This is a genomic window from Bacteroides fragilis, assembly GCF_019583405.1.
Lineage (GTDB): Bacteria > Bacteroidota > Bacteroidia > Bacteroidales > Bacteroidaceae > Bacteroides > Bacteroides fragilis_B.
Map to the genome: position 1 here is coordinate 43,017 of NZ_SZUU01000012.1, position 24,236 is coordinate 67,252.

The following is a 24,236-nucleotide window of genomic DNA, read 5'->3' on the forward strand; positions in this document are numbered from 1 at the left end:
CATTATCATCTCCTTGCTGTTATAAGCCACACCAAAGATATTTTTGCCTTGGTAGGACCCATGAAATTATAGCGCGCACTACTTTTCCAAATCAAGTCTCCTTCATAAGGAGTGTACTTCTTGTACTCCGTAGTCAGATAACCTATGCCCAAGCTGAATTCAAATGAGAGATGCCGTGCAATCTGCTTCGCATATCCGTAAGTCAGCCCTGAAGCCGCATAATATTTTCCTTGATAGCCGTCGCTTTTAAACTGGAAATCGTAAATTCCCCCTTCGGCGTAGGCTCCAACAAAATGTCCCGTCAAACGATTTCTCCGCTTCCGGTTGCCCAACCAGCAACGACCTTCAACGCCTCCCGAAAGCAATTGATAGCAAAACTCCCGGCTACTATTGAGCCACCACGGACATTTATACTCGGCATTGACCGACCAACGTCTGTTCAGTGGTATTTCCACTTCTACATTCGGTGCCAATGCCAGGTCATATAGCAAGTTGTTTTTCAGTGCAAGCACTGTTCTCTGTTCTATTATTACTGGTTTTTCTATTTTTCTCTCTTGCGGCATCACCGGATGAGAACACACCCATTTCACTTGAGGTACCACGTTCGCCGTATTCAGAAACACACCGGTAGCCTTATCATCCGGCATAGGTCCGAGTGAATGTTCTCTGTATACATACAAAAGCGGTAAGATTCTATTAATAATATAGCGGTACGCTTCCCCACCATTCAGTCTGCATAATAGGTTCTCGCATTTCACCCGATCATCGCGGTGATAATCGATCAGCATCAACACATCTTCACGATCCGGAACGTGAAGGTCAGCCTGTACCCTTTCGCGCAACAGCAACCAGTCCTTTTGGTTTACACCAATCATCATTCTGGTCCAGGCATCCGGCATCAATACCATAGCTCGACTTTCTCCTGAAAATAGAAGGAGAAAAGCAAAAAGGGTCAATATACAGATGCGGTTTTCCATAATTTGTCTGTTTGTGCGATACAAATATAGCAGTTCAGAATAATATATAATTATTAAATCAAAGCTAAATACAAGCCCTGAATGCTTCTGTGAAACGATTGAAAGGAATTTGCAAGTTTGGCGGTGAAGTAACCCCACACTTGGGTAGCTTTCCGGTCAATGCCTGCCTCTAAAAGTGGGTACTGCCGTTACTTAAATCTTCTTACTTACCACCTGACTCACTTATCCCGGCAAGAAAATAGATCTGTCTCTACGACATACGTTGTTCGACATGGGGGTGTCAGACCGTCCGACACCCCCATGTTAAACCTCCCGACATCCCCATGTCAGACTATGAAGAGTGGGAACCTAATGAAGAAAGCTCTTCAAGGAAAGTGAAGAGAGGTTAAAAGCAAAAGAATTATTGCCGATGTTTAGCCCACTTGTAAAAGAGAACAGTAAAAGAAACTCAAAGAGAGCCAATATTAAGAAGAATATTTGGAGAATAGATAAGAGAAAACTACATTTGTACAGTGATTTTTTTCATAGTATTAGATTTAAGGTTAACAAAAGGTTGGAGTCAGGCGTGACTCCTTTTTTTTGCCTTTTTTATCTGAGTAACTGGTAAACTCCTCCTGCCAGAACCCGAATCACGCCTTTCATTTCGAGCTCAAACAGAATAACACTGATCTTATTAATGGGAATATCGGCTTGAACCATCAATGCGTTTATTTGCAGATCGCCCAGCTTTCCGAGAATATCGACAATTCTCAGTTCCTCGGCAGACAGATCCGGAAAGAGGTTTCGCTGTACGGTTTCCGGCTTGACACTTTTTAAATCGCTATCCCAGCCCATTGCCTTCACAAAATCCGATGCAGACTCCAATAAAACAGCTTTGTTATCTTGTATCAACTGGTTGCATCCTTTTGAATATTCATCCGTAACCCGCCCGGGAAAAGCAAAACAATCACGATGATAGCTCCCGGCAATATCCGCCGTAATCAAAGAACCACCTTTGGCGGCAGACTCCACCACAATAGTAGCATCACTTATACCGGCAACAATGCGATTCCGGCTTATGAAGTTGTGCTTGTCCGGATTCGTTCCGGAAAGAAATTCCGTCAGCAACCCGCCTTGCCGAAGCATGTCGACAGCCGTCTTACGATGAAGGGACGGATAGATGCGATCCAGTCCGTGAGCCAACACTCCTACAGTAGGAAGCTCAACAGACAGTGCTGCACGGTGGGCATTGATATCGATTCCATAAGCCAATCCACTGACTACAAGTACATCCGGACACAGCATCTGCAACTCTTGCAGGAAGCTGACACAAATGTGCTTCCCGTAGTCTGTCGCATTACGGGTTCCCACCATATTAATAATGTGTAAGGCATTGAGATTGGCCTTCCCTTTAAAGAATAGTACGACAGGAGCATCATCGCACTCCCGCATCCGGGAAGGATAATCGTCATCTGCCAGTGTCAGACAAGAAATACGGTTATTCCGAGCAAACTCATATTCTTGCTCGGCACGCTTCAAGGCTTGCGGAGAGTCTAATGCTGCGACCACTGCCCGGTTCACTCCGGGTAAACGGTCGGGCAGTTCGGTCCGGTAGCGAAATACATCGGCAGCACTTCCCATACCGTCTACCAGCCGCTTGGCACCTATGTGCCCCACACCCGGTATTTGTGTCAGAGCAATGCTGTATATCCGCTCTTCGTCTGTACTCATTGCAGATAGGGTGCGAAGATCTGGTCGAATAACTCACTGTCGCTCAGGCGGCCATTAACGACACATACGGTCTCTACCGTCGACTTAACGACTACTTTATTATCGCTTTTCCGAAAGATATCCTGATAGAATACATATTTGATGCCTTCTTTCTTCATATACAATTTGGAAACGAATTCATCGCCACTCTTCAACGGGGTTTTGAAGGCCATATTAATGCGGGCTACCACCGGATCCACGCCCTCTTCGTGCAGTTTTGCAAAACTTACGCCTACCGATGAAAGAAACTCATGACGGGTATGTTCCAGATAATGTTGATAATTAGCGTTATTCACAATGCCTTGCAGGTCGCACTCGTAGTCACGTACCTTTAAAGTAAGTTCATAGATATACTTTTCCATCTTTATTCCAGTCCTTTAAATTTTTTCAGTTCTTCGGTCGAAACCAATTTATACAGTTTGTCACTCGGACGTATCTTATCCAGCTTCATAGAGAAGTGCTCTCCCTTCTTCACGGTTTCTACCGGTTTCAGGTCCACACGGGCCTCATCGAGCGTAGCAAACACAGCTCCGGTAGTAGGTCCGGTAATCAACAGTTTATCACCCACACTTACTTCTGCCGCTTCAACCAAGAATTCGGCTACACCAATGTTAGAGAAGTATTTGATGCCTTTACCCACATATATCTTACGCTCAGTGGCTGCCGACCCGTAGTTCTTAGTCCATTCTCCCAGACGCTGTCCCAGGTAATAGCCATCCCAGAATCCCCGGTTGAATACAGTCTTCAGGCGTTCATCCCATGCCGCAATCTTCTCGTCGGTAAACGAATCATCCAGATATGCCCGGATGGCCTGCTTATAACATTCGACGACAGTACGTACATATTCGGGACCGCGGGCGCGGCCCTCAATCTTGAACACACGCACCCCGGCATCTATCATTTTGTTCATGAAGTGAATGGTCTTCAAGTCTTTCGGCGACATGATATACTGATTATCAACCTCAAGCTCTACATCGGTATCTTTGTCGCGGACTGTGTAAGCGCGGCGACAAATTTGCATGCAAGCTCCCCGGTTGGCGGAATGATTCATTTCGTGCAATGATAAATAACACTTGCCCGAAACAGCCATGCAAAGTGCACCGTGGCAGAACATCTCGATACGGATCAGTTCTCCACCCGGTCCACAGATATGTTCTTCCTGAATCTGACGATAGATTTCCGCTACCTGTTCCAGATTCAGTTCGCGCGCCAACACCACTACATCGGCAAATTGCGCGTAAAACTTCAAGGCTTCTGCATTCGAGATATTCAATTGTGTAGACAGATGCACTTCCTGACCAATCTTGTTGGCATAACTCATCACCGCCACATCGGCGGCAATCACAGCCGAAATACCCGCTTCCTTGGCCGCGTCGACAATGGTACGCATCAGTTCAACATCCTTGTCATATATGATGGTATTCACCGTCAGATAACTCTTCATTCCATGTTCGTCACAGGTCCGGGCTATCTCGCGCAAATCCTCAATGGTGAATGTATTGGCCGAACGTGCACGCATGTTCAGATTCTCAATACCAAAATAAATAGAATCGGCTCCCGCCTGGATGGCTGCCGCGAGCGATTCGCGTGAGCCAACCGGAGCCATTATTTCAAAGTCACTTATCTTATACATAGTTACCAATTATAAGTTACGAGTCCGTAACTACTGAATATATCCTTTTTCTTTCAGGTTTGCCACTATCTCCTGGGCAATCCCCATTCCGATCTGCTGGCCAGCTTCCATAGCCTCGGCAGTCATCACCGGAGTGGACTCGGCCAGCTTCTTGCCTACCGGCGATTCATAAAATGCAGTGATCTTCTTCAGGTCGCTTATCGTCAGGTATCTGTGATAGATAGACACGTATATATCCAGAAACTGGGTGTTTGCTTTCTCCGATAATTGCTCCTCGAAGCTCTTCCAGAATTCATCCGGAACGTTCGAATAAGTATGTTTCATCATCCCGATCATCTGCGGAACCATCGATTTCACAGTAGTCATAGCGCCCGAGGCCTCGAGCATCTTGCTTAACGCCTCTTTATAAGCAGCATCCTGAGCCGAAACGGAAGTGGCAGACAAGATAAAAGTCAGGCACAGAGCAATGGAAAATAGTCTTTTCTTCATAATTTCTATCCAGTTAAATAAATGAATGAGGTGCAAAGGTAGGGGTTTTTTCCGTACTTTTGCAGCCAAATAATGAATAGAAAATCGTAAAAAGATGAAAATAGGCCACATAGACCTGGGTGAACGCCCTGTATTTTTGGCTCCGATGGAGGATGTCACCGATCCCGCTTTCCGCCTGATGTGCAAAAAGTTCGGAGCCGATATGGTATACACAGAATTCGTCTCGAGTGATGCTTTGATACGTTCCGTCAACAAAACAACTCAAAAACTGACCATCTGCGACGAAGAGCGTCCCGTCGCCATTCAAATATACGGTAAAGATACGGAAGCCATGGTTGGCGCCGCCCGGATTGTAGAAGAAGCACAACCGGATATATTAGACATCAACTTCGGCTGTCCGGTAAAGAAAGTTGCCGGAAAAGGCGCAGGCGCCGGTATGTTGCAGAATATCCCGAAGATGCTGGAAATAACCCGTACCGTAGTAGAGGCGGTCAAAATACCCGTTACTGTAAAGACCCGCCTGGGATGGGATGCCGATCATAAAATAATAGTAGACCTGGCAGAGCAACTGCAGGATTGCGGCATTGCGGCACTGGCCATTCACGGACGTACCCGTGCGCAGATGTATACGGGCGAGGCAGACTGGACCCTGATAGGAGAAGTCAAGAATAACCCACGTATGCACATACCTATTATAGGAAACGGCGATGTGACTACGGCTGCGGGTGCCAAAGAGTGCTTTGAGCGATATGGTGTAGATGCGATTATGATAGGACGCGGCAGTATCGGCCGTCCCTGGATATTCCGCGAAGTGAAGCATTATCTGGAAACCGGAGAAGAACTTCCGCGGGAATCATTCGAGTGGTACCTCGATGTGTTGCGCGAAGAGGTGCTGAACAGTGTAGCCCGACTGGACGAACGCAGGGGGATCATCCATATCCGCCGTCATCTGGCAGCAACTCCCCTATTTAAAGGAATCCCCAATTTCCGGGAAACACGCATCGCCATGCTGCGAACAGAGTCGGTAGAAGAACTCTTCCGGATATTCGACGGACTCACCACAGAGTAACACAGAGTTCCACAAAGTAAAGTGGACAAATTGATAGTTAATATTAGAGTTAATGTAGATTTATTTTAGTATATGTGCACACACACGTGTACGAACTTTATTTTAATAAAGTTTATTTATTCTCTGTGAGACTCTGTGTTACTCTGTGGTAAATCCACCCCATCACTTAAACATCGGCACTGCGAACCATTTCTTGAACATCTTCGTCACCAGCACATACAGCACGAAAGCAGAGATAAAGCCCGCAATCGCATCAATCAGATAATGTGCCTGAATATAGACAGTAGCTCCGCAAAGCAACAGATAGAGCGGCAACAGGCAGGCAAAAAGTTTCTTGCTGCCACGCCAAGCCATAATCATCAGAATAGTCGAAACACCTACATGCGAACTGGGAAAAGCCGCCGTAGGGCGCTCTCCCACTTGTTGCGAACCCTCTACCAGGCTATAAAAGAATCCATGCTGATAGCCGGGACCCGGAAGCAACTCCTGATTGTGATTGAAATAATCGCCAATGGAAGGAAAGACACCCTGCGAAACCGAATCCATGCCGATGGCAGGGAAATAGAACTGAGGGCCGGCAACCGGAACGAATATATAAATAAGGTAGTAGATGAAAAAGCAGGTGACCAGTACAAAAGACATCTTCTCAAACAGATCGAACCGATAGATGAAATAGAACAACGTCACAACCAGAATCATAGGATAATAAGCGAAATAGCCCATGTTGAACGGCTCGCTCACCCACATCTGCGGAAACGCATGACAGAACCATACGGCAGGCTGCCCTCCGAACATCCACTGCTCGGCCGTAGCAAACAGATGATCCAGATTGGGGAAGACGCGGTTGAACTCGAAAGTATCCGGATACCAGTAGGATAAAAGGCTCATCTGAATGGCGATACGCACAAAAGCAGAAAACTTACACGGAGCCAGCCGATAGAGATACATCAGTAAAAAAGTCATTGCCGCAATCACCGCCCTGTCCCACAACATGTGGAGCGGATGGTCCATCCGTTGAAACATGAATAAAATCAAGATAGAAGTTAACAGATTGTATATCAATGTTATCTTCTCAACAGCAAACAAGCCTTTACGGCTTTCTACACGTTTAAATAAATCTAAAGCCATCCTTCATTCTTATACCAGGCAATTGTTTCTTTCACTCCTTTTTCCAAGTCGTACTCAGGAGCATATCCCAGTTCTTTCACAGCCGGAGTTATGTCGCATTGCCAATTCCTTTGTTTCATTATTTTATATTTGTCCGAATTCAGCGTGCTGCTCTTTCCCGAACGGGTCGCTATAAATTCGGCGAGCAAAGATACGACTTTTAGCACAATTAACGGACATTTGATGTGAATAACAAACGGACTCCCCAATTCTTTTTGAATCAGATCGGAGAAAGCACGGCTTTTATACACCTTCCCGTCAGACAGGAAGTAAGCGCGCCGGGAAACCTCCTTCTCAATTCCCAGAAAAATAGCCTGTACAATATCTTTCACATACACAAATGTCAGATCCTGCCGTTTATATCCCACAGAGAAGTCCGTATGCTGCCGGATGGACTTCGCCATCAGGAAATAGTCTGCCTCACGAGGTCCGTACACTCCCGTCGGACGGTAAATGACATACGGAAAACCGGGTATGCTCTGAATGTAGAGCTCTGCTTTCAGCTTGCTTAATCCGTAAGCCGTATTCGGAGCCGGAATATCTTCTTCACGGATGGGTGAATAGTCCTTTTCGCGTATCGGACCGAATACGCTCAGGGTGCTGATGTAGATGAACTGCTTGGGAATCATATTGAGCTCGCGCAACGTATCGACAAAGTATTTGGTCTGCAGATAGTTGACACGGTCGAAGTCGTTCTTGTCCGCACACTTGGTCACGCCGGCACAATGGACGATATAATCGAATTTATTGTACGTACCTTTATGCCCGGACAGTTGCGCCCGCAATTCATTGGGGTGTGCAAAGTCCAATTCAAGAAAGTGGATCTTACGTTCTTTCAGGTATTTCTTACTGCTGGATGCACGAATCCCTGCCCAGACACCGAATCTGCGCTTCAATGCTTCCTGAACAATGAAACTGCCGATAAATCCGCTTGCTCCGGTAATTAGAATACTCTCCATAAAATTCAGATCAAATGATAATTATTTCGTTGGTTCCACATGAATACCTACATGGGTTCCTTTCCCAAACATCTCTTTCAGCTTATTTTCAATGGCAGTTGCCGTACTATGTGCCTCTTCCAGAGTTATCTTCCCATCCATACGAACATGCAATTCGATGGCATAATAATTGCCGATCCTGCGAGTGCGCAAATGGTGGGGCTGACTCACTCCCGGAAAAGAGAGTACAGTCTGTTCGATCTCTTTCTCGACATCGTCCGGCAAGGACTTTTCAAGCAGTTCGTCCACACAAGGAATCAGCAACTGCACAGATACCTTCATTATAAAGAAGCTGACTACCACTGCGGCAATCGGATCGAGTACCCGCCAATGATCTCCCAGCAAAATGGCCCCTCCAATACCGATAGCCGTTCCGATGGATGACAACGCATCACTCCGGTGATGCCAGGCATTGGCTACCACGGCCTGGGAGTTCAACTTCTTGCCCTGAATCACGGTATACTGATACAGTATCTCTTTTGACACAATCGACACCAATGCCGCCACCAATGCCACTACACCGGGAGACTCCAACTGTCCGCCCCGCAAAAAAGTATAAATGGACGAAGCACCATTCCAAAAGATACCGAAACCGACACACAGAAGTAACAACCCGATGATGGCCGTAGCCAAGGTTTCGTATTTGCCATGACCGTAATCGTGACCTTTATCCTCCGGTTTCCCGGCAATGCGGACAAAGACAATGACAACAATATCGGTGATGAAATCGGATAGTGAATGGACAGCATCGGCCAGCATAGCCGCACTATGCCCGGCAATTCCGGCAAAGAATTTAAAAACGAGCAAAAGGAAGTTCACGATACTTCCCACGATCGTTACTTTATAAATTCCCTTCTCCCTGGAAGACTTTTCACTTTCCATTTGTTAGATTATTCATAATGTGAGGGGCAAATGTACATGAAAATCTTGAATTATTAATATTTAATCGCTTACTTTGTACTGATTGATATAAAACGAACCAATTATGGCTAAAAAGAAAGAAAAAAAAGCCGGCAAAAGAATGAAGAAGAAAGAACTGTCACAGGCGGTTCTCGATTTCTTCCATGCCAAACAAGACGAGGTTATCAGCCTGAAATATATTTTCTCGGAACTGAAGCTAACCACTCATCCGCTAAAAATGCTCTGCATGGATATCCTGGCCGATCTCCTGACCGATGACTACATTACCGAAGTAGATAAAAACAAATATAAGCTAAACAATCACGGTGTTGAGATGACCGGAACTTTCCAGCGTAAAAGCAACGGAAAGAACTCGTTTATCCCCGAAGGAGGCGGAGACCCGATTTTTGTCGCCGAGCGTAACTCCGCTCATGCGATGAATAACGATAAAGTGCGCATCGCCTTTTATGCCAAACGTCGCGGACGCGAGGCCGAGGGAGAAGTGATCGAGATACTGGAACGCGCCAACGATACATTCGTCGGCACACTGGAAGTGGAGAAATCGTATGCTTTCCTCGTCACGGAAAACCGTACGCTTGCCAACGACATCTTTATCCCTAAAGATAAACTGAAGGGCGGAAAGACCGGCGACAAGGCAGTGGTAAAGGTCACAGAGTGGCCGGACAAAGCTAAAAACCCGATCGGACAAGTGCTCGACATTCTTGGCAAAGCCGGTGACAATACGACTGAGATGCACGCTATCCTGGCCGAATTCGGATTGCCATACGTCTATCCGCAGTCGGTAGAAAAAGCCGCGGATAAGATTCCCGCAGAGATTTCCGCAGAAGAAATAGCCCGCCGCGAAGACTTCCGGAAAGTAACCACCTTCACCATCGACCCGAAAGATGCCAAAGACTTTGACGATGCCCTTTCCATCCGCCCGTTGAAGGACGGACTTTGGGAAGTCGGCGTACACATTGCCGATGTGACGCATTATGTCAAAGAGGGAAGCATCATCGACAAAGAAGCCGAAAAGCGTGCAACTTCCGTTTATCTGGTAGACCGCACCATACCGATGTTGCCCGAACGTCTCTGCAACTTCATCTGCTCGCTTCGCCCCAACGAAGAGAAACTTGCTTTCTCTGCCATATTCGACATTACGGAAAAAGGAGAAGTGAGAGATTCGCGCATTGTACACACGGTCATCAAATCGGACCGCCGCTTCACTTACGAAGAGGCGCAACAGATCATCGAAACCAAAGAGGGTGACTTCAAGGACGAGGTACTGATGCTCGACACCATAGCCAAGGCTCTGCGTGAAAAGCGTTTTGCGGCAGGAGCCATCAACTTCGACCGTTACGAAGTGAAATTCGAAATCGATGAAAAAGGAAAACCCATCAGCGTTTACTTTAAGGAGTCAAAAGATGCCAATAAACTGGTAGAAGAGTTTATGCTGCTTGCCAACCGCACCGTAGCAGAAAAAATAGGCAAGGCACCCAAAGGAAAGAAGGCCAAAGTGCTGCCTTACCGTATCCACGATCTTCCTGATCCGGAAAAGCTGGACAACCTCGCACAGTTCATCGCCCGTTTCGGTTACAGACTTCGCACAAGCGGAACCAAGACAGATGTCTCTAAATCGATCAATCACCTGCTGGACGACATACAAGGAAAAAAGGAAGAGAACCTGATTGAAACCGTATCTATCCGTGCCATGCAGAAAGCGCGCTACTCTACGCACAACATCGGACACTACGGACTGGCTTTCGACTATTACACCCACTTCACCTCTCCTATCCGGCGTTTTCCGGACATGATGGTGCATCGGTTGGTAACCAAATATATGGATGGCGGACGCAGCGTATCGGAAACGAAGTACGAGGATCTGTGCGACCACAGTTCGAACATGGAACAGATTGCAGCCAACGCCGAACGTGCTTCCATCAAATACAAACAGGTGGAGTTTATGAGCGAACATCTGGGACAGACTTATGACGGAGTGATCTCCGGCGTAACGGAATGGGGACTTTACGTAGAACTGAACGAAAACAAATGTGAGGGCATGATACCTATCCGCGATCTGGACGATGATTATTACGAGTTCGACGAAAAGAACTACTGCCTGCGTGGTCGTCGCAAGAACCGTATCTACAGCCTGGGAGACGCGATCACTATCAAAGTGGCACGGGCCAATCTGGAGAAAAAACAACTGGACTTCGCATTGATAGAATAACATTTTATCAAAATGATAATCGTATTTGCTCAGATTGGCTTATTTACGGCCAAAAGTATGGGCACAAAGAAAAATCGCTTTCCCTACGGGTTAGCGATTTTCTTTTTATTATCCGGATTGGAGAAGTTGATACAAAAGTGAAAGCATAAGTACGCAGAAGCCGGACAAAGAAAAAGGAATAGAGGATATAAGAAATCATTTTATCTTTTCCTAAGCGCTCGCCATTCGGAAGCAGCCAGAGAAATATATGGATTCACACTGCTCCGAAACACCGGTAAAAGAAGATGTGAAACAAAAGACCTTTGTTTTTTCCAAAAAGAAGTAAGCATTTCACCCGAAAGAAGTAAGCGTTTTCGGAAAATGCTTACTTCTTTTTCAGAAAAGCAAGGGGCTTCAACCCGAAAAGCCCGGGTTTCCGATCCCCAAAGTCCGGCTGTTGGAGTCCAAAAATCTGTTTTTGTGTTCCTGTGCTCCCTATCAGTCCGATAAAAGAGAAAGTACATGTAAGCGGAAACAGCCATTTACTTACTTTTTGAAATGAAACACAGACAAAACGTAGCAACCGGATTATCCGAAGAGTCCTAATATATAAAACTCATTCCGGTAATGTATCCAAGGTGCCGTGCAATTCTTTGATGAAGTGTAAATGCGACAGTTCTTCTTTTTACCATATACATTCGTACCCGCTTATCAACTCTGCTCATTGCCGCTTCATCATTTAGCATTTTAACAATAAAACCAATTTTCATTCGGTCATCGGAATTAAAACAGTATATTTGCCGCCAACTAAACAAAGTTGGAATACGGAGTAAAACAACTCAATAAAAAGAACATCACAAACATGCTTGGAATAAAACTGATCATAGCAATACTATTTGTAATCATCGCATTACTCAGCATCTTCTTTATAATTATCAGAGCAATCAAGAATAATAAGAACTGGAAAATAATAGAACCTGAACTTATAAAGAAAGTTCAAGAGTCCACCGGGCAAGAAATTATACATACAATGACGTTAAACGCCAGCGACTCAACTGACTCCTCCAACGACAAGGGTTTCTTACTATGGATAGCATTTACATCTGACTACACAGCTTTTATCAATAAGAGCTATATTGCCGATAGCGGTAATGGACATGTTTATCTTTCAAGAAGAATGGATACTTCAATGAAAAGATTAGAGAAAAGATTTATGGAACTTGAGTTCAGGAACAAGGAATCCGCAGAAATATTAAAATTAGACGTACTGGTCCGTCCCAAAGATATAGAGATACTAAGCGCATTTATTCCCAATAAAAAATCTTTGTAAAGATTGACAGTACAAAGACCGATCGGGCAACCCTGTATCGAACGTACTTTCATCCGCTACGGCGGATAAAGGCAGAATGCAGATATTCCAATTATTTATTATCACAAAATAAACCAAGAAATCAATGAAAAAAGTTATTCTTTTACTCTTACTCGGAGCATGGGTATTCACAAGTGTTGCTCAGGAAAAGGTATTTCAAGTAAACGAAGTGTCCGTCATTAACTATGGTGACGGACGGTTGCTGTTCCGGGAACTGAACGAGGAAAAAACACCATTACAGGGCGAATACCGCATCATCGACGGCTATCATTCGGAATATATCCTGGCTTCTTTCAAGAATGGCATGTACGACGGGCTGTATCGCCATTTTAAGAGGAATGTCCTTGCGGAGGAAAGCACATACAAGGATGGATGGAGAGAAGGCTATCGTAAAACATATTATGGCGACGGCAAAACCCTGCAGGGCGAAGGAACGTTCACGGAAGGAAAGTTGCACGGTGTCTGTAAGTCATACTATCAAAATGGAAAAGTCGAAACGGAGGTCTGCTATAAAATGGGAGACCAGGACGGATACGATCGCAGATACAATGAGGAAGGAAGCCTCGTGCGCAATACTTATTATAAGGACGGCAAGCCCGATGGAAATTGGGTAGAGCATCTGTCCGGTAGTATTGATTTCACTCGTCGCAGCAGCTATAAAAACGGATTGCTGACGGGCGAATATTCTGAAACGCTAAAGAATGGAAATCTCCGTAAAAAAGGTACTTACAAGGAAGGCAAAAAAGACGGAATCTGGATCGAATATCGCCGTGACACGGGCATCCCCGAACGTTCGACTACCTACCGGGCAGGGGAAAAGACAGGAGAAGAGATTCGCTATTTCACTGATGGAAAGCCCGAAAGCTCCAAAAATTACCTGAATGGCAAATTGGAAGGCATCAGCCGCGAATATTATTATAGCAACGGCCAGCTAAAGTCGGAATTCACCTATAAGGCCAACAAACAGCATGGTCCTTTTAAATATCTGAACGAAGACGGAACCGTGCGCGAAGCAGGCCGTTACGAGAACGATATACGGAAAGAGTAATTCTGCCGGAACCGGTATGGAAGGCGGTTTTACATTTATAGATAGGAATATGAATAAACACATTTGTTTTTATGAATAGAAAGTGGATCTTAATAACACTGTGCATTATACTACTATCCGGTTGTATAAATTTTGGGAAACGTTCGTCCACTCCGAAGACTCAATCACCCGGCAACGAAACCGAACAATCAGAACACGCCATCAGTCAGCATTGGATTGGGAGCTATTCTTTATATATCCTCTCAGGAGAAACCATTCAAGAAGATGCCAGCAACATCGGAGTCGGTTATGATTTTGAAATTCAGGATTCGATGGTTTCTTTTACAGCAGAGGGCTTTCAGACGTTTTTCGTGTGTGAATGCTCGGTCCGGGAAGGCAAAGATCGGTTGTTGTTACTCTACAAAAGAAAGATTGAAGAGACTACTACCGTACCTTTTAGAAACGAGGGCGATACGGTTGCCCTGATTACCTGCGAACAGGGAAAATATTATGTGCAAAGCCCGGTCATTCCGGTTACCGGATGGGTTTACAATCAAAAGATATTGCTGGAGAAGGAGCCGGTTAATACATCAGAGGAATCGGATCATGACTCGATCCCGGAAATAACCTATTGGCACGAGGACTTTGAATATGGCACTGAAGAAGATCATTTAGACCGTTGGGTCATTCCCATTGACGAAGCTGAATTTTTAGCGGCATCGGCTAACTATAAGAACATACAGCCGGACAGCACGGTTCAGTTACCCACTGACCAAGGGAGCTATTCTGTTTCACTGGAAAATGGGCACACAAAAGTGTTATCCGATTGCTATGAACAATCCGATGCGTATCGTAAATACCTATACAAAGGATATCTTGCAGAAATGAATTGTTATGTATTTGAATACGAAGGCCTTGAGTGGGAAGGAATTTCATACGTCTCTAAAGCGAACGGGGAAGAATACGGTCTCCGCACCCAAGCTTTGTTCTCTCTGAATCAGAATTGTTATTGTGTGGATGCATGCACCGAGCTTGAAGGCGAAAGAGCCGGAATTATAAAGGTATTTCAGGTCTCAGGCGGCGAATTCAAATTCATGTTCGGCTTATGGTCGGACAAGATATTCCCGCAAACCGTTTGCTGGAAGGATAACACCACTCTTTATGTGAAAGCCCTCCGGGAGGAAAATGGCGCAGATCAAACTTATTACTATAAGATACCTTTGGATCAGGTACAATGATTCATTTTTGGTAAATGACCGATAAAGAGGCTGTCTCAAAATTTTATTTTTGAGTTCAGCCTCTTGTTTTATTGTCTATTGCTTTTCTTACCTAATTCTTTTTATACTCTTTTCCCTCTTATTCTTTTATAATAAAGCAATCTTGTAATAATAACATCGTTCGCCCGACTATAAAGTAAAGATTAAAACAAATGAAGTCGAACAAAAATGCATTTCTGAAGATGTTGACTGCCTATCAGGGGATTATCCACAAGGTAAACCGGGTATATTTCAGATCGGAAGCGGACAGAGAGGACAACTTTCAGGAAACCGTCTATCAGCTCTGGCGATCTTTCCCGGCATTGCAAAACAAGGAGAAACCCGCATCGTGGATCTATAGGGTAGCAATCAATACCTCTATTTCGAAAATAAGAAAGGATAGTCGCATCGAGTTTCATGACTCGCCGCCGGAGGGAGAGACCGTTGACCCTTGGGAACAGCAGGAACAGGACGAAAACTGGCAAAGACTTGTCAATGCCCTTCAAAAGCTGAATGAAATAGACAAGTCTATCATGCTGCTTTATATGGAAGACTATAGTTATGAAGAAATAGCAGAAATAGTGGGGATAAGCAGCTCCGCCGTCGGCGTAAAGATTCACAGGCTGAAAAGCCGATTACAAAAACAATTTAAAAAGTAAAGCATCATGGAAGCACATGACATTAAAGAAACCTGGAAAGCGGGAGTGGAAAAGAATATCAAACCGTATCCCGAAGAGAAACTGAACGAGATGGTAATCAAATCCGCGAGAAAATCAATCAAGACAGTGTATCCCGGAACCGTCTTCCGACTCGTTGTGGTCGCCGTGGTTGTTTACCTTATTGTAATGCTGTTTATAAGAGAGCAAAGCATGGAAAGAGCGTATGTGGATATAGCCGCTTTGGCCGTATTGTCCGTTTCCTATTTCCTTTGGGAACGTTCCGCTTACAGAATGCGGAAATACACCAACGGCATGGCTGTAAAGGAATGGTTGGAATACCGGATAAAAGAAATTGAGAAAGGCGTAAAGTTCAATACCAAATATGGTTGGATCGTATATACGTGTTCCTTTCTCTTGGCGATAGGTTTCTATGTGTTCTATCTGATAGTAATGAATATAACTCCCGGCATACTGAACGTCATCGTTGTTCCACTCGGCATAGCCATTTACCTGCTGATTATAGACCGTTCTTTAGGGCGGAATTACCGGAAAACCCTCCGTGAACTGAAAGATTTATATAAACAGTTTGAAGTGGAGGATTGAAAACAACTATATCAAGGAAACGAATCATCATCGGGCAGACGCAGGCACTTACTGTAAGCGCCGGTACATCCCATCCGACCGGAAATCAGAAAAACGGCCAGGCGGAAGATGAGCATGCTAATAAGGAACCAGTGATTTCGTATCACTTAATATTGAATACCTTATGAAGTAGATTTCCAGCCAAAATAACTGCTACCCAACTTTTTAAACGTATGTCAATACCCACTGGATATTTTAACTTTCAAAATTTAATTTATTACACTGTAAACACATAAGCTTTGAGTTTGATGAATACTTCTACAAATAGAATAAACCTTTTAGCTTATATTTTGATAAATGTTGATCCTCACCATCACGGCTCTTTCATTTAAACTCTGGTTAAATGCCTAAATCTTTGTTCCTCTTTTATTTGTATTTTTCCCATTGCATTAAGTTATTGTCAATGCAATATCTAATAAGTAGGCATACGATTGCGAAGAGTCTATCTGTCAGAAACTTTGAGATTTCGCCACTTTTTTAAATGAAAGAGCCGTGTCCTCACCATAATAATTTATAGCATGTTATTTGTTTAATTAGTTTGTATTCTATATCTTTGATGTATCAAGCTAAAACATCAAACACTTAATCTCCTGTAGGGTTTGATGCTAATCAATAACTTTAAATATCAATGTATATGAAAAATCTATCCTTTATCTATTTTTTATCTATCTTCTGTATTTTGTCTCTTGCCGGATGTAGCAAAGATGAAGATAAGATTGAAACTCTTATTATTGCCTCAGAACAACGATTGGGACTTTCGCCCGGCGGAGGAAACACATTCCCCTACTATATAGCCAAAAATACGGAGGATGACGAATGGAGATTCTATTGCTCCTATATCGAAGGATTCAATTATGAAACAGGATACGAATATGTTATAGAAATCAAGATACATGAAGATGATCTTGACCCCACAATGGCAGATCAGGAACTACGCTCATATTCATTACACAAAATTATATCTAAAGAGAAGAAAGATTCCGAGAACTTACCAGAAAATTCAGAACCTAAGACAGATAAAATATGAAGATAAAATATATCACATTATTCGTTGGTTTTCTTTTATTGACAGCTTGCGAAAGACAAGAACTTTTTACTGGTGAGGAAACGAAAATACTAGAAAACAGAATAGCGGAATCACAAGAAGAGGTAGTGACATTGAATAGTGGAATTCGATTAAGCAGACAAGGATCCGATTATGTTTTTCAAGGTGATATATTGTTGACACCTGAACAAGTGGGAATGTTGGATCAACCCATGATTACCAGAAGCGGATATTCTACAGATTGGAGAAAAAGATGGACAGGAAATATTGTATACTATTCGATTGCGAATGACTTCAGAAAACGGCCAAAACTGGAACGAGCCATCGAACATTGGAGTGAACGGACTAATTTAAAGTTTTATACCCGTACAAACCAGAAAAATTATATCGAATTTGCGAGTGATCCTAATATTTGTGATTCTTATATTGGCATGATTGGAGGTAAACAAAGAATTCGCATTGCAGATTGGGCAGAGATGGGAGATATAGCCCATGAAATCGGCCATGCAATCGGATTAGTACACGAACAATGCAGACCGGATAGAGATGATTATATTACGATACTCTATGATAATATAATAAAAGACAAATGGCATAATTATGACAAGCTAACTTCTGGAGTCGGCGTATCAAACATAACAACTCCTTTTGACTTTCAATCGCTCATGTTATACGGGTCATGGACAAGCTTTGCTATAGATCCTCAAAAACCGACAATGGTTAAAAAGTCGGATGGCAAAGGATTTTATCAACCTTCACAACTATCAAAAGAAGATGTTCTCTCAGTCAATACCTATCTATATTCCATTGAGAAGTTTCAAATAGACGGAGATGATGCCTTGTTAATACCAACTGACAATGCATGGTATCATATAATGTTTGTGCCTTCCGATGCAACAGTAACTTGGAGTATTTCTCCAGCAAATTCAGCTACTATTATTTCTGGGTAAGGAACACAAAATGTCTGTCTTTCTATTAATTCAAATACAGTCACGTCCCTAAAAGCTACTATACGTTTTAAATCTGGCTATGTGAGAACTGTTCCTGACTTTAATATCATTGCTTCCAAAGCACCTATTATTAAAGGTATTAAAATGTTTAAGTATGGACAGGGAGCAGGAGAATATACTCTTCAAGCATTAGTTACAGATCCTTCCGCTACATGTACTTGGGAAAGTGATCAGGATACTCGATTTTATGAAATTCTTTATCCGGACGATGCCAGCTTTCTGGAACACCCAAACCTATTCAAAGCAATTGACTTCTACACCACAGGAACTCATAATATAACTTTGTTTGCAACAAATAGTTATAGTTCCTCTTCCTATAGCCAAAGTGTATTTGCGGAAGACAAGAAAGACAATTGGTCATTTAGCATATTTCCCAACCCTGTCACTGCCGGAGAGAAGATTAATTTAAATGTTACATCTAACCACAAGTTCAGAAGTATTGAGAGATATACTATTTCCATTTATAAAAACAATAAATTAATGTGCCAATCATATAGTAATCAAAAGAATATATCTATTGATATTTCGGCATTAGCACAAGGAAAATATATTGTAATTGTAGATAATGGAATATCTAAATGTAGCCAGATATTATATATTAATTAGCAGAAATCTTACTCTACTACGAGATATCTACTTTGTAAACATCATTAAGAAATGTGTCAAAACTAAAATGACCACTCTAAAAAGTTACAGATTGTAACTAACAATTATAAAAGAGCCATATCAAACTCTGTTTTTGAGTAATGATATGGCTCTTTTCATCATTGATTTAGGGAGTCAAGTTTCAGATTAAAAGTTGTCCTTTCATCAAATTGCGTTTTGACACACACCTCATCAACAGCTCAATCAGTCCCAACACTTCCGAAATGTATGTGATAGTATACGTATCTTTATCGTTTGCCTGTAAAAGTCTCACTCTGACCTGCCGGAATTACAACTTCCTTCACCTTCCGCCCGATCTTCAAACGGCAGGCATTTCCCTGTTCGGAAAATACCTTTACCACAGTTTTACCTAATTTACTCCAGGCAATATCTATAATGAAACCACCGCGGGCACGCAGCCCCGTAACCTTTCCTTCTGCCCATACATCGGGTAATGCCGGCAGAATATCTATCACACCGTCATGGCTCTGCAACAACATTTCCGCCACACCGGCAGTATACCCAAAGTTACCGTCGATCTGGAAAGGGGGATGTGCATCGAACAAATTCTTATATAATCCCCCATGCCGATTTACTTCCGGCCCGAAGTCGGTGGGGGTGAATAAATTCCGTATAATGCGGTAAGCGTGATTTCCATCGTGCATACGGGCCCACATGTTGATCTTCCATCCCATACTCCAGCCCGTAGCTTCATCTCCACGCAATTCGAGCGTACGGCGGACAGCACTGACAAGTTCGGGTGTCTTGCCCGGTGTTATTTCACATCCCGGATGGAATCCATACAAGTGTGACAAATGGCGGTGGTGCGGTTCTACTTCATCAAAGTCTTCACTCCACTCCATAATCTGCCCCCACTTTCCGATACGGTAAGGCACCAGTTGCTTTGCTCCCATCACGTGCAGCAAGAGAGTATCGGCAGGAGGAAGAATAGAATCGGCAGCTAAAATCGCGGCTGCTTCGGCCGTATTGCTGAAGAGTTCACGAATAATGGCCATATCCATCGCCGGAGCCGGAGCTACGGCCGAAGTTTTCTTTTCCGGAGTCTGAAACTGATTCTCGGGTGAAACTCCCAACGGAGTTTGCCACATCCCGTTTTTTTCCACCAGCCAGGCGTTATAAAACCGTGCGGCATCGCGCATCAGCGGATAGGCTGTCTCACGGAGAAACTTCTTATCCCCCGAAAATAGGTAATGATCCCACAAATGCCGGCAAAGCCAGCCGGCACTCATATTCCACATAAACCAGGTAGGTTCACCGTCTGCCGGTCCCGACTCACGCCAGATAGAGGTGATATGATGGGAAGTCCAGCCGGGAAGGTTATACATCTTTGCAGCTGTAGCGGAACCATTGACCGCAAGTTCCCGAATCAGTCGGAAAAGCGGTTCACTGCACTCAGGCAGTCCGGTGGTTTCGGCCAGCCAGTAATTCATCTCAGTATTGATATTAATGGTATAACTGCTGCTCCATGCCGGAACCACATCCTTATTCCATATACCTTGCAGATTGGCGGGTTGTCCGCCTTCACGTGAAGACGCTATCAGCAGGTAACGCCCATACTGAAACAAAAGTGCTGCCAGAGCATTGTCCGGATTGTCCCTGAATCCGATAATACGGTGGTCGGTAGGCAGACCAGAATAGTCTTTCTCCGATTTCAAGGTCAACGCCACACGACCGAACAGCCGTTGATAGTCTGCCAAGTGACGTTTCTTCAGATCTTCATAAGGCAGTTGCCCGGCAACGGAAAGAATCGTATCCAACTTGGCCTGATAATCACTGCCGTCCTGTGAAGGACTTCTATCAAAGCCATTATAGCTGGTGGCAGCAGCAACCAAAAGAATTATTTCACCCTCTCCGCTCACTTTCAACTGATTGTCTTGCAAGGTGGCATTTCCTTTCAGTACCTTCACCCGGCTTTGGAAAAACATCCCTTTGCCGCCAACCTCATCGGCATACAGCACTTGTTTGTCGGTCTTTCGGCATCCGTGACTATCGAAAAGTTCCGGATGGCGATCTGTCAATCTGTTCTTTTCGAGGAAGTCCAGCGTCCGCCGCTCTACACAACCCGGAGCCTGTCCCGAAAGAATCAACTCTTCACCCGTACCATCCACTTTCGCTGTCGGATGCTCCGATGTATAGCTCACCGCTACATTTACAGGTGACCGACGTGAAGCAGAGATACGAATCACCATTACCCGGTCCGGATTGGATATAAAGTATTCACGGGTATAGCGGATGCCTCCTGCCTGATAGCGAATAGTATGTACGGCATCTTGCAGATTCAGTTCACGCACATAGTTTTCCACCTTTCCCTGAACATCAAAGCTTAGAAAAAGGTCGGCCAAAGGTTGATAGCTCTGCGAAAGCCTACCTTGCCAGTTCCGGGTTATCAATCGGTGGGCACCCGCATAATCGCCATGGTTCAACAAGGCAAGCACTTCATTGTATACACTTCCGATAGAAGGTACGCCAACACCGGAAAAAGGTTCACCGCTATACAGTGTGCTTTCATTCAGTTGCAAATGTTCTCTCCCGGCATCTCCGAATACCATCGCACCCAAATATCCATTTCCCAAAGGAAGAGCTTCATTCCAGTTGGCAGCAGGCTGCCGGTACCAAAGCGAAAGATTATTTCCGCCGAACAACAGGCAGGCTTCCAGTAAACAAAAAAGAGTGGTAAAAATGTGTTTCTTCATAACTATCAGGGTTAATTCATTTCAAAAACTGTATTTCTATATTCCCGGAAGGCAAAGTTATTAAAATAAATTTCCATCTTTGTATTCCTATCAAGAGAATATAGTTATGAAGACAGTAATCATTGAAAACAAAGAGCAGGTAGAAGAAATTATATCCCGTTGCGATATTTGCTTTGTCGGTATCACCGACCTGGAAGGTAACCCATATGTGATCCCCATGAACTTCGGCTATCAGGATGGAGTGATCTATCTGCATTCCGGCCCCACAGGCAGCAGCATCGATATGCTGGCAAAAAATAACCGTGTCTGCATCACTTTCAGTATAGACCACGAATTGGTATTCCAGCACCCCAAGGTGGCATGCAGTTATCGGATGCGGGCCAAAAGTGTGATTTGCAGAGGACGCGTAAACTTTATCGAAGACCTGGAAGAAAAACGTGAAGCACTCAATATATTGATGCGCCATTATAGCAGCCGGGAGTTTGTGTATTCCGATCCGGCAGTCAAGAACGTAAAAATCTGGGAGATTCCGATTGACAGTGTTACGGCAAAGGAATACGCAGTGCCGCATACAAAATAAATTCACCACAGATTACACCGATTTACACAGAATTTTCAGCCAGCAGATAAGCAGGCGAATCATCAGTCTGTGTCAATCAGCGTAATCTGTAATGAGAATAAATCAAAGCGGATACTCTTCAAACGCATACAAGATAGTCGATAAATAGCGTTCTCCCGTATCCGGCAGCAATACAACGATCAGCTTTCCTTCATTTTCCGGCAGTTTTGCCAGCTCTGTAGCCGCATATACTGCCGCTCCCGAAGAAATGCCGACCAAAAGTCCTTCTTTGGCAGCCAACTCACGACTGGTGCGGATGGCATCGTCATTTCCCACCTGCCTGATCTCGTCTACTACGGCTGCATGATAAGTTTTAGGAATAAACCCGGCACCAATCCCTTGTATCTTGTGCGGACCGGGAGCTCCACCGGACAACACCGGCGAATCGACAGGCTCTACGGCAACGATTCGTACGGCAGGATTATGCTCCTTCAAAGCAGCTCCTACCCCGCTTACAGTACCTCCCGTTCCCACTCCGGCTACAAAGAGATCCACCTTTCCATCGGTATCTCTCCAGATCTCCTGACCCGTAGTACGGACATGGACTGCAGGGTTAGCCGGATTTTCAAACTGTTGCAGGATAACAGATCCGGGAGTGGCAGCCCTCAGTTCCTCGGCTTTGGCGATGGCTCCTTTCATTCCGTTCGCTCCCGGAGTAAGCACAAGCTCCGCTCCCAGTGCTTTCAGCAGATTCCTGCGTTCCATACTCATTGTATCGGGCATGGTCAATATCAGCTTATAGCCTTTGGCAGCAGCCACAAATGCCAAACCGACTCCGGTATTTCCACTGGTTGGCTCTATAATAACAGATCCTGGCCTCAACGTCCCCTTCACTTCGGCATCTTCAACCATAGCCAGAGAGATACGGTCTTTCACGCTCCCTGCCGGGTTGAAATACTCCAGTTTTGCCACTACACGAGCCTTCAGCCCATTACTTGCATTGTAATTACTCAGTTCCAGTAACGGGGTGTTACCCACTAAATCTGTCAGTTTCTTTGCTATCTTTCCCATATCTGTCTATTTAGTATATATCTGTTTATTAATAATATGACAAAGGTAGTGCAGATTTAGTTCATTCTCAATACCATAAGTATGGTAAATTCATACTACGAATGAGGGAGAAACCTCCCCCTTAAAAACATCAACCGGACCGTCAGGTTACCTTCCGTCCGCAATAAAATTACGAATATAATTCGCTACCAGGCAACAGCCGGGGACGTATACCTGCCCATGATCGAACCCCTGCAATTCGTATAGCAATACCTTCTTATTACCGATATTCTTCAGTACCGAAGCCAATAAGGCATTCTCTTCATAGCGGTCGGCCATCTCAAGATTCCGGTCGCCGGTAATCAGTACAAAAGGCGGCGTATCTTTACGGACCTTGTTGCAAGGAGCATATTGGTCGATCACCGGAATACCCTCGGGCAACGAGCGTTCCTTACGTATCGTGAAGTGTGTCACAGTCTGTCCGCTGATAGGAAGATAAGCAGCTATGCTATCGGCATCTACCCCGTATTCCTGAAGATAAGACTTATCCAGTCCCACCATTAAAGTCAAATAGCCTCCTGCCGAATGACCGGTAACGAAAACACGTCTCGGTGAGCCTCCATACTCTTCTATATGTTTATAAGCCCAGGCCACGGCAGCGGCAGCATCATCGGTATAAGCCGGATTCTGAGCTTTAGGACTCAGGCGGTAATTGACAGCGACGACTGCAAATCCCTGATTCATAAACATCTCTGGAACATGCTTTCCGCCTCCCTCCAATCCTCCGCCGTGAAACCAGACAATCGTCGGAAAGTCTTTCTTTCCGACCGGATAGTAAACATCGAGCTTGCAACGTTCTTTACGGTAACCGTCCGTTTCCCCCGCAGGAATATACGAAATGTCTTTTACTGTTTTGTACGTCTCCTGTGCCTGTAAGGTGAAGGCAACGAACAGGAGAATAAATGATAAATACTTTTTCATGCTATTAAGTGTTTGTGAATTACTTGGGCAAATATAATACAATAACGACACTGTTTGAAAAAATAATAGCTTCCTTTATACACTCAAT

Annotated in this window: 23 protein-coding genes; 12 read left to right on the forward strand and 11 right to left on the reverse strand. The window is 44.3% G+C overall.

Annotation, left to right across the window (positions count from 1 at the left end):
- Window positions 1–5: 5 nt before the first annotated feature.
- From FDF36_RS19240 to FDF36_RS19260, 5 genes are all read right to left on the reverse strand, one after another.
- Window positions 6–1,025 (reverse strand): DUF3575 domain-containing protein, encoded by a 1,020-nt coding sequence (locus FDF36_RS19240; protein WP_409013165.1) that lies wholly within the window; start codon window positions 1,023–1,025, stop codon window positions 6–8.
- A gap of 540 nt (window positions 1,026–1,565) precedes the next feature.
- On the reverse strand, window positions 1,566–2,687 hold the full coding sequence (gene dprA, locus FDF36_RS19245; protein ID WP_220392422.1) for a DNA-processing protein DprA: 1,122 nt from the start codon (window positions 2,685–2,687) through the stop codon (window positions 1,566–1,568).
- Window positions 2,684–3,088: an acyl-CoA thioesterase gene (locus FDF36_RS19250; protein ID WP_220392423.1), complete on the reverse strand. Its 405-nt coding sequence runs from the start codon at window positions 3,086–3,088 to the stop codon at window positions 2,684–2,686. Before FDF36_RS19250 ends, dprA begins: the two co-directional genes overlap by 4 nt.
- Before the next feature lie 2 nt (window positions 3,089–3,090).
- Complete coding sequence (locus tag FDF36_RS19255) at window positions 3,091–4,332, reverse strand: peptidase U32 family protein (protein ID WP_220392493.1); 1,242 nt, start codon at window positions 4,330–4,332, stop codon at window positions 3,091–3,093.
- 57 nt (window positions 4,333–4,389) lie between these two features.
- Complete coding sequence (locus tag FDF36_RS19260; protein ID WP_220392424.1) at window positions 4,390–4,848, reverse strand: DUF2059 domain-containing protein; 459 nt, start codon at window positions 4,846–4,848, stop codon at window positions 4,390–4,392.
- 94 nt (window positions 4,849–4,942) lie between these two features.
- Here FDF36_RS19260 and dusB point away from each other — a divergent pair, with 94 nt between their 5' ends.
- On the forward strand, window positions 4,943–5,917 hold the full coding sequence (dusB, locus tag FDF36_RS19265; protein WP_220392425.1) for a tRNA dihydrouridine synthase DusB: 975 nt from the start codon (window positions 4,943–4,945) through the stop codon (window positions 5,915–5,917).
- A gap of 162 nt (window positions 5,918–6,079) precedes the next feature.
- Here the strand turns inward: dusB and FDF36_RS19270 are convergent, their stop codons facing one another.
- From FDF36_RS19270 to FDF36_RS19280, 3 genes are read right to left on the reverse strand one after another with little or no spacing between them, the layout of a single operon-like run.
- A complete protein-coding gene (locus tag FDF36_RS19270) occupies window positions 6,080–7,045 on the reverse strand; it encodes a phosphatase PAP2 family protein (protein WP_220392426.1) in 966 nt (321 codons plus the stop codon).
- Window positions 7,036–8,043, reverse strand: coding sequence for an NAD-dependent epimerase/dehydratase family protein (locus FDF36_RS19275; protein WP_220392427.1), 1,008 nt, complete (start codon window positions 8,041–8,043; stop codon window positions 7,036–7,038). The genes FDF36_RS19270 and FDF36_RS19275 overlap by 10 nt, the downstream gene beginning before the upstream one ends.
- 21 nt (window positions 8,044–8,064) lie before the next feature.
- Window positions 8,065–8,964, reverse strand: a complete 900-nt coding sequence (locus FDF36_RS19280; RefSeq protein WP_220392428.1) for a cation diffusion facilitator family transporter — start codon at window positions 8,962–8,964, stop codon at window positions 8,065–8,067.
- Window positions 8,965–9,067: 103 nt separating this feature from the next.
- Between FDF36_RS19280 and rnr the strand changes: the two genes are divergently transcribed.
- The 10 genes from rnr to FDF36_RS19330 all read left to right on the forward strand — a co-directional run bounded on the left by rnr (window position 9,068) and on the right by FDF36_RS19330 (window position 18,805).
- On the forward strand, window positions 9,068–11,212 hold the full coding sequence (gene rnr / locus FDF36_RS19285) for a ribonuclease R (RefSeq protein WP_220392429.1): 2,145 nt from the start codon (window positions 9,068–9,070) through the stop codon (window positions 11,210–11,212).
- A gap of 796 nt (window positions 11,213–12,008) precedes the next feature.
- Window positions 12,009–12,521, forward strand: a complete 513-nt coding sequence (locus FDF36_RS19290) for a hypothetical protein (RefSeq protein ID WP_259281479.1) — start codon at window positions 12,009–12,011, stop codon at window positions 12,519–12,521.
- 124 nt (window positions 12,522–12,645) lie between these two features.
- Complete coding sequence (locus FDF36_RS19295) at window positions 12,646–13,608, forward strand: toxin-antitoxin system YwqK family antitoxin (protein WP_220392430.1); 963 nt, start codon at window positions 12,646–12,648, stop codon at window positions 13,606–13,608.
- Window positions 13,609–13,679: 71 nt separating this feature from the next.
- Window positions 13,680–14,825, forward strand: a complete 1,146-nt coding sequence (locus FDF36_RS19300; RefSeq protein ID WP_220392431.1) for a DUF5991 domain-containing protein — start codon at window positions 13,680–13,682, stop codon at window positions 14,823–14,825.
- Window positions 14,826–15,016: 191 nt separating this feature from the next.
- The gene (locus FDF36_RS19305; RefSeq protein ID WP_220392432.1) at window positions 15,017–15,502 is read left to right on the forward strand and encodes an RNA polymerase sigma factor; all 486 of its coding nucleotides are present in this window, start codon (window positions 15,017–15,019) and stop codon (window positions 15,500–15,502) included.
- A gap of 6 nt (window positions 15,503–15,508) precedes the next feature.
- A complete protein-coding gene (locus FDF36_RS19310; RefSeq protein WP_220392433.1) occupies window positions 15,509–16,105 on the forward strand; it encodes a hypothetical protein in 597 nt (198 codons plus the stop codon).
- Window positions 16,102–16,272 carry a hypothetical protein gene (locus tag FDF36_RS19315; protein WP_220392434.1) on the forward strand — a complete coding sequence of 57 codons (171 nt, stop codon included), beginning with the start codon at window positions 16,102–16,104 and terminating at the stop codon, window positions 16,270–16,272. The genes FDF36_RS19310 and FDF36_RS19315 overlap by 4 nt, the downstream gene beginning before the upstream one ends.
- Window positions 16,273–16,778: 506 nt before the next feature.
- A complete protein-coding gene (locus tag FDF36_RS19320) occupies window positions 16,779–17,171 on the forward strand; it encodes a DUF4377 domain-containing protein (protein ID WP_220392435.1) in 393 nt (130 codons plus the stop codon).
- Window positions 17,168–18,139, forward strand: coding sequence for a M12 family metallopeptidase (locus tag FDF36_RS19325; RefSeq protein WP_220392436.1), 972 nt, complete (start codon window positions 17,168–17,170; stop codon window positions 18,137–18,139). Before FDF36_RS19320 ends, FDF36_RS19325 begins: the two co-directional genes overlap by 4 nt.
- 81 nt (window positions 18,140–18,220) lie before the next feature.
- The gene (locus FDF36_RS19330; protein ID WP_220392437.1) at window positions 18,221–18,805 is read left to right on the forward strand and encodes a T9SS type A sorting domain-containing protein; all 585 of its coding nucleotides are present in this window, start codon (window positions 18,221–18,223) and stop codon (window positions 18,803–18,805) included.
- A gap of 287 nt (window positions 18,806–19,092) precedes the next feature.
- Here FDF36_RS19330 and FDF36_RS19335 read toward each other — a convergent pair whose 3' ends face one another.
- Entirely contained in the window at window positions 19,093–21,558 is a 2,466-nt protein-coding gene (locus FDF36_RS19335) for a glycoside hydrolase family 95 protein (RefSeq protein WP_220392438.1), read from the reverse strand.
- A gap of 106 nt (window positions 21,559–21,664) precedes the next feature.
- Between FDF36_RS19335 and FDF36_RS19340 the strand changes: the two genes are divergently transcribed.
- Complete coding sequence (locus tag FDF36_RS19340; RefSeq protein ID WP_220392439.1) at window positions 21,665–22,138, forward strand: pyridoxamine 5'-phosphate oxidase family protein; 474 nt, start codon at window positions 21,665–21,667, stop codon at window positions 22,136–22,138.
- A gap of 102 nt (window positions 22,139–22,240) precedes the next feature.
- Here FDF36_RS19340 and cysK read toward each other — a convergent pair whose 3' ends face one another.
- Together cysK and FDF36_RS19350 are read right to left on the reverse strand one after the other, a co-directional pair.
- The gene (cysK, locus tag FDF36_RS19345; RefSeq protein WP_220392440.1) at window positions 22,241–23,188 is read right to left on the reverse strand and encodes a cysteine synthase A; all 948 of its coding nucleotides are present in this window, start codon (window positions 23,186–23,188) and stop codon (window positions 22,241–22,243) included.
- A gap of 147 nt (window positions 23,189–23,335) precedes the next feature.
- Window positions 23,336–24,148 (reverse strand): alpha/beta hydrolase, encoded by an 813-nt coding sequence (locus FDF36_RS19350; RefSeq protein WP_220392441.1) that lies wholly within the window; start codon window positions 24,146–24,148, stop codon window positions 23,336–23,338.
- Window positions 24,149–24,236 lie beyond the last annotated feature (88 nt).

Excerpts from the sequence above, each read along its gene's own strand:
- dprA (WP_220392422.1), bottom strand. The coding sequence starts at position 2,687 with ATGAGTACAGACGAAGAGCGGATATACAGCATTGCTCTGACACAAATA.
- FDF36_RS19250 (WP_220392423.1), bottom strand. The coding sequence starts at position 3,088 with ATGGAAAAGTATATCTATGAACTTACTTTAAAGGTACGTGACTACGAG.
- FDF36_RS19255 (WP_220392493.1), bottom strand. The coding sequence starts at position 4,332 with ATGGCTCCGGTTGGCTCACGCGAATCGCTCGCGGCAGCCATCCAGGCG.
- FDF36_RS19260 (WP_220392424.1), bottom strand. The coding sequence starts at position 4,848 with ATGAAGAAAAGACTATTTTCCATTGCTCTGTGCCTGACTTTTATCTTG.
- dusB (WP_220392425.1), top strand. The coding sequence starts at position 4,943 with ATGAAAATAGGCCACATAGACCTGGGTGAACGCCCTGTATTTTTGGCT.
- FDF36_RS19270 (WP_220392426.1), bottom strand. The coding sequence starts at position 7,045 with ATGGCTTTAGATTTATTTAAACGTGTAGAAAGCCGTAAAGGCTTGTTT.
- FDF36_RS19275 (WP_220392427.1), bottom strand. The coding sequence starts at position 8,043 with ATGGAGAGTATTCTAATTACCGGAGCAAGCGGATTTATCGGCAGTTTC.
- FDF36_RS19280 (WP_220392428.1), bottom strand. The coding sequence starts at position 8,964 with ATGGAAAGTGAAAAGTCTTCCAGGGAGAAGGGAATTTATAAAGTAACG.
- rnr (WP_220392429.1), top strand. The coding sequence starts at position 9,068 with ATGGCTAAAAAGAAAGAAAAAAAAGCCGGCAAAAGAATGAAGAAGAAA.
- FDF36_RS19295 (WP_220392430.1), top strand. The coding sequence starts at position 12,646 with ATGAAAAAAGTTATTCTTTTACTCTTACTCGGAGCATGGGTATTCACA.
- FDF36_RS19300 (WP_220392431.1), top strand. The coding sequence starts at position 13,680 with ATGAATAGAAAGTGGATCTTAATAACACTGTGCATTATACTACTATCC.
- FDF36_RS19305 (WP_220392432.1), top strand. The coding sequence starts at position 15,017 with ATGAAGTCGAACAAAAATGCATTTCTGAAGATGTTGACTGCCTATCAG.
- FDF36_RS19310 (WP_220392433.1), top strand. The coding sequence starts at position 15,509 with ATGGAAGCACATGACATTAAAGAAACCTGGAAAGCGGGAGTGGAAAAG.
- FDF36_RS19320 (WP_220392435.1), top strand. The coding sequence starts at position 16,779 with ATGAAAAATCTATCCTTTATCTATTTTTTATCTATCTTCTGTATTTTG.
- FDF36_RS19325 (WP_220392436.1), top strand. The coding sequence starts at position 17,168 with ATGAAGATAAAATATATCACATTATTCGTTGGTTTTCTTTTATTGACA.
- FDF36_RS19335 (WP_220392438.1), bottom strand. The coding sequence starts at position 21,558 with ATGAAGAAACACATTTTTACCACTCTTTTTTGTTTACTGGAAGCCTGC.
- FDF36_RS19340 (WP_220392439.1), top strand. The coding sequence starts at position 21,665 with ATGAAGACAGTAATCATTGAAAACAAAGAGCAGGTAGAAGAAATTATA.
- cysK (WP_220392440.1), bottom strand. The coding sequence starts at position 23,188 with ATGGGAAAGATAGCAAAGAAACTGACAGATTTAGTGGGTAACACCCCG.
- FDF36_RS19350 (WP_220392441.1), bottom strand. The coding sequence starts at position 24,148 with ATGAAAAAGTATTTATCATTTATTCTCCTGTTCGTTGCCTTCACCTTA.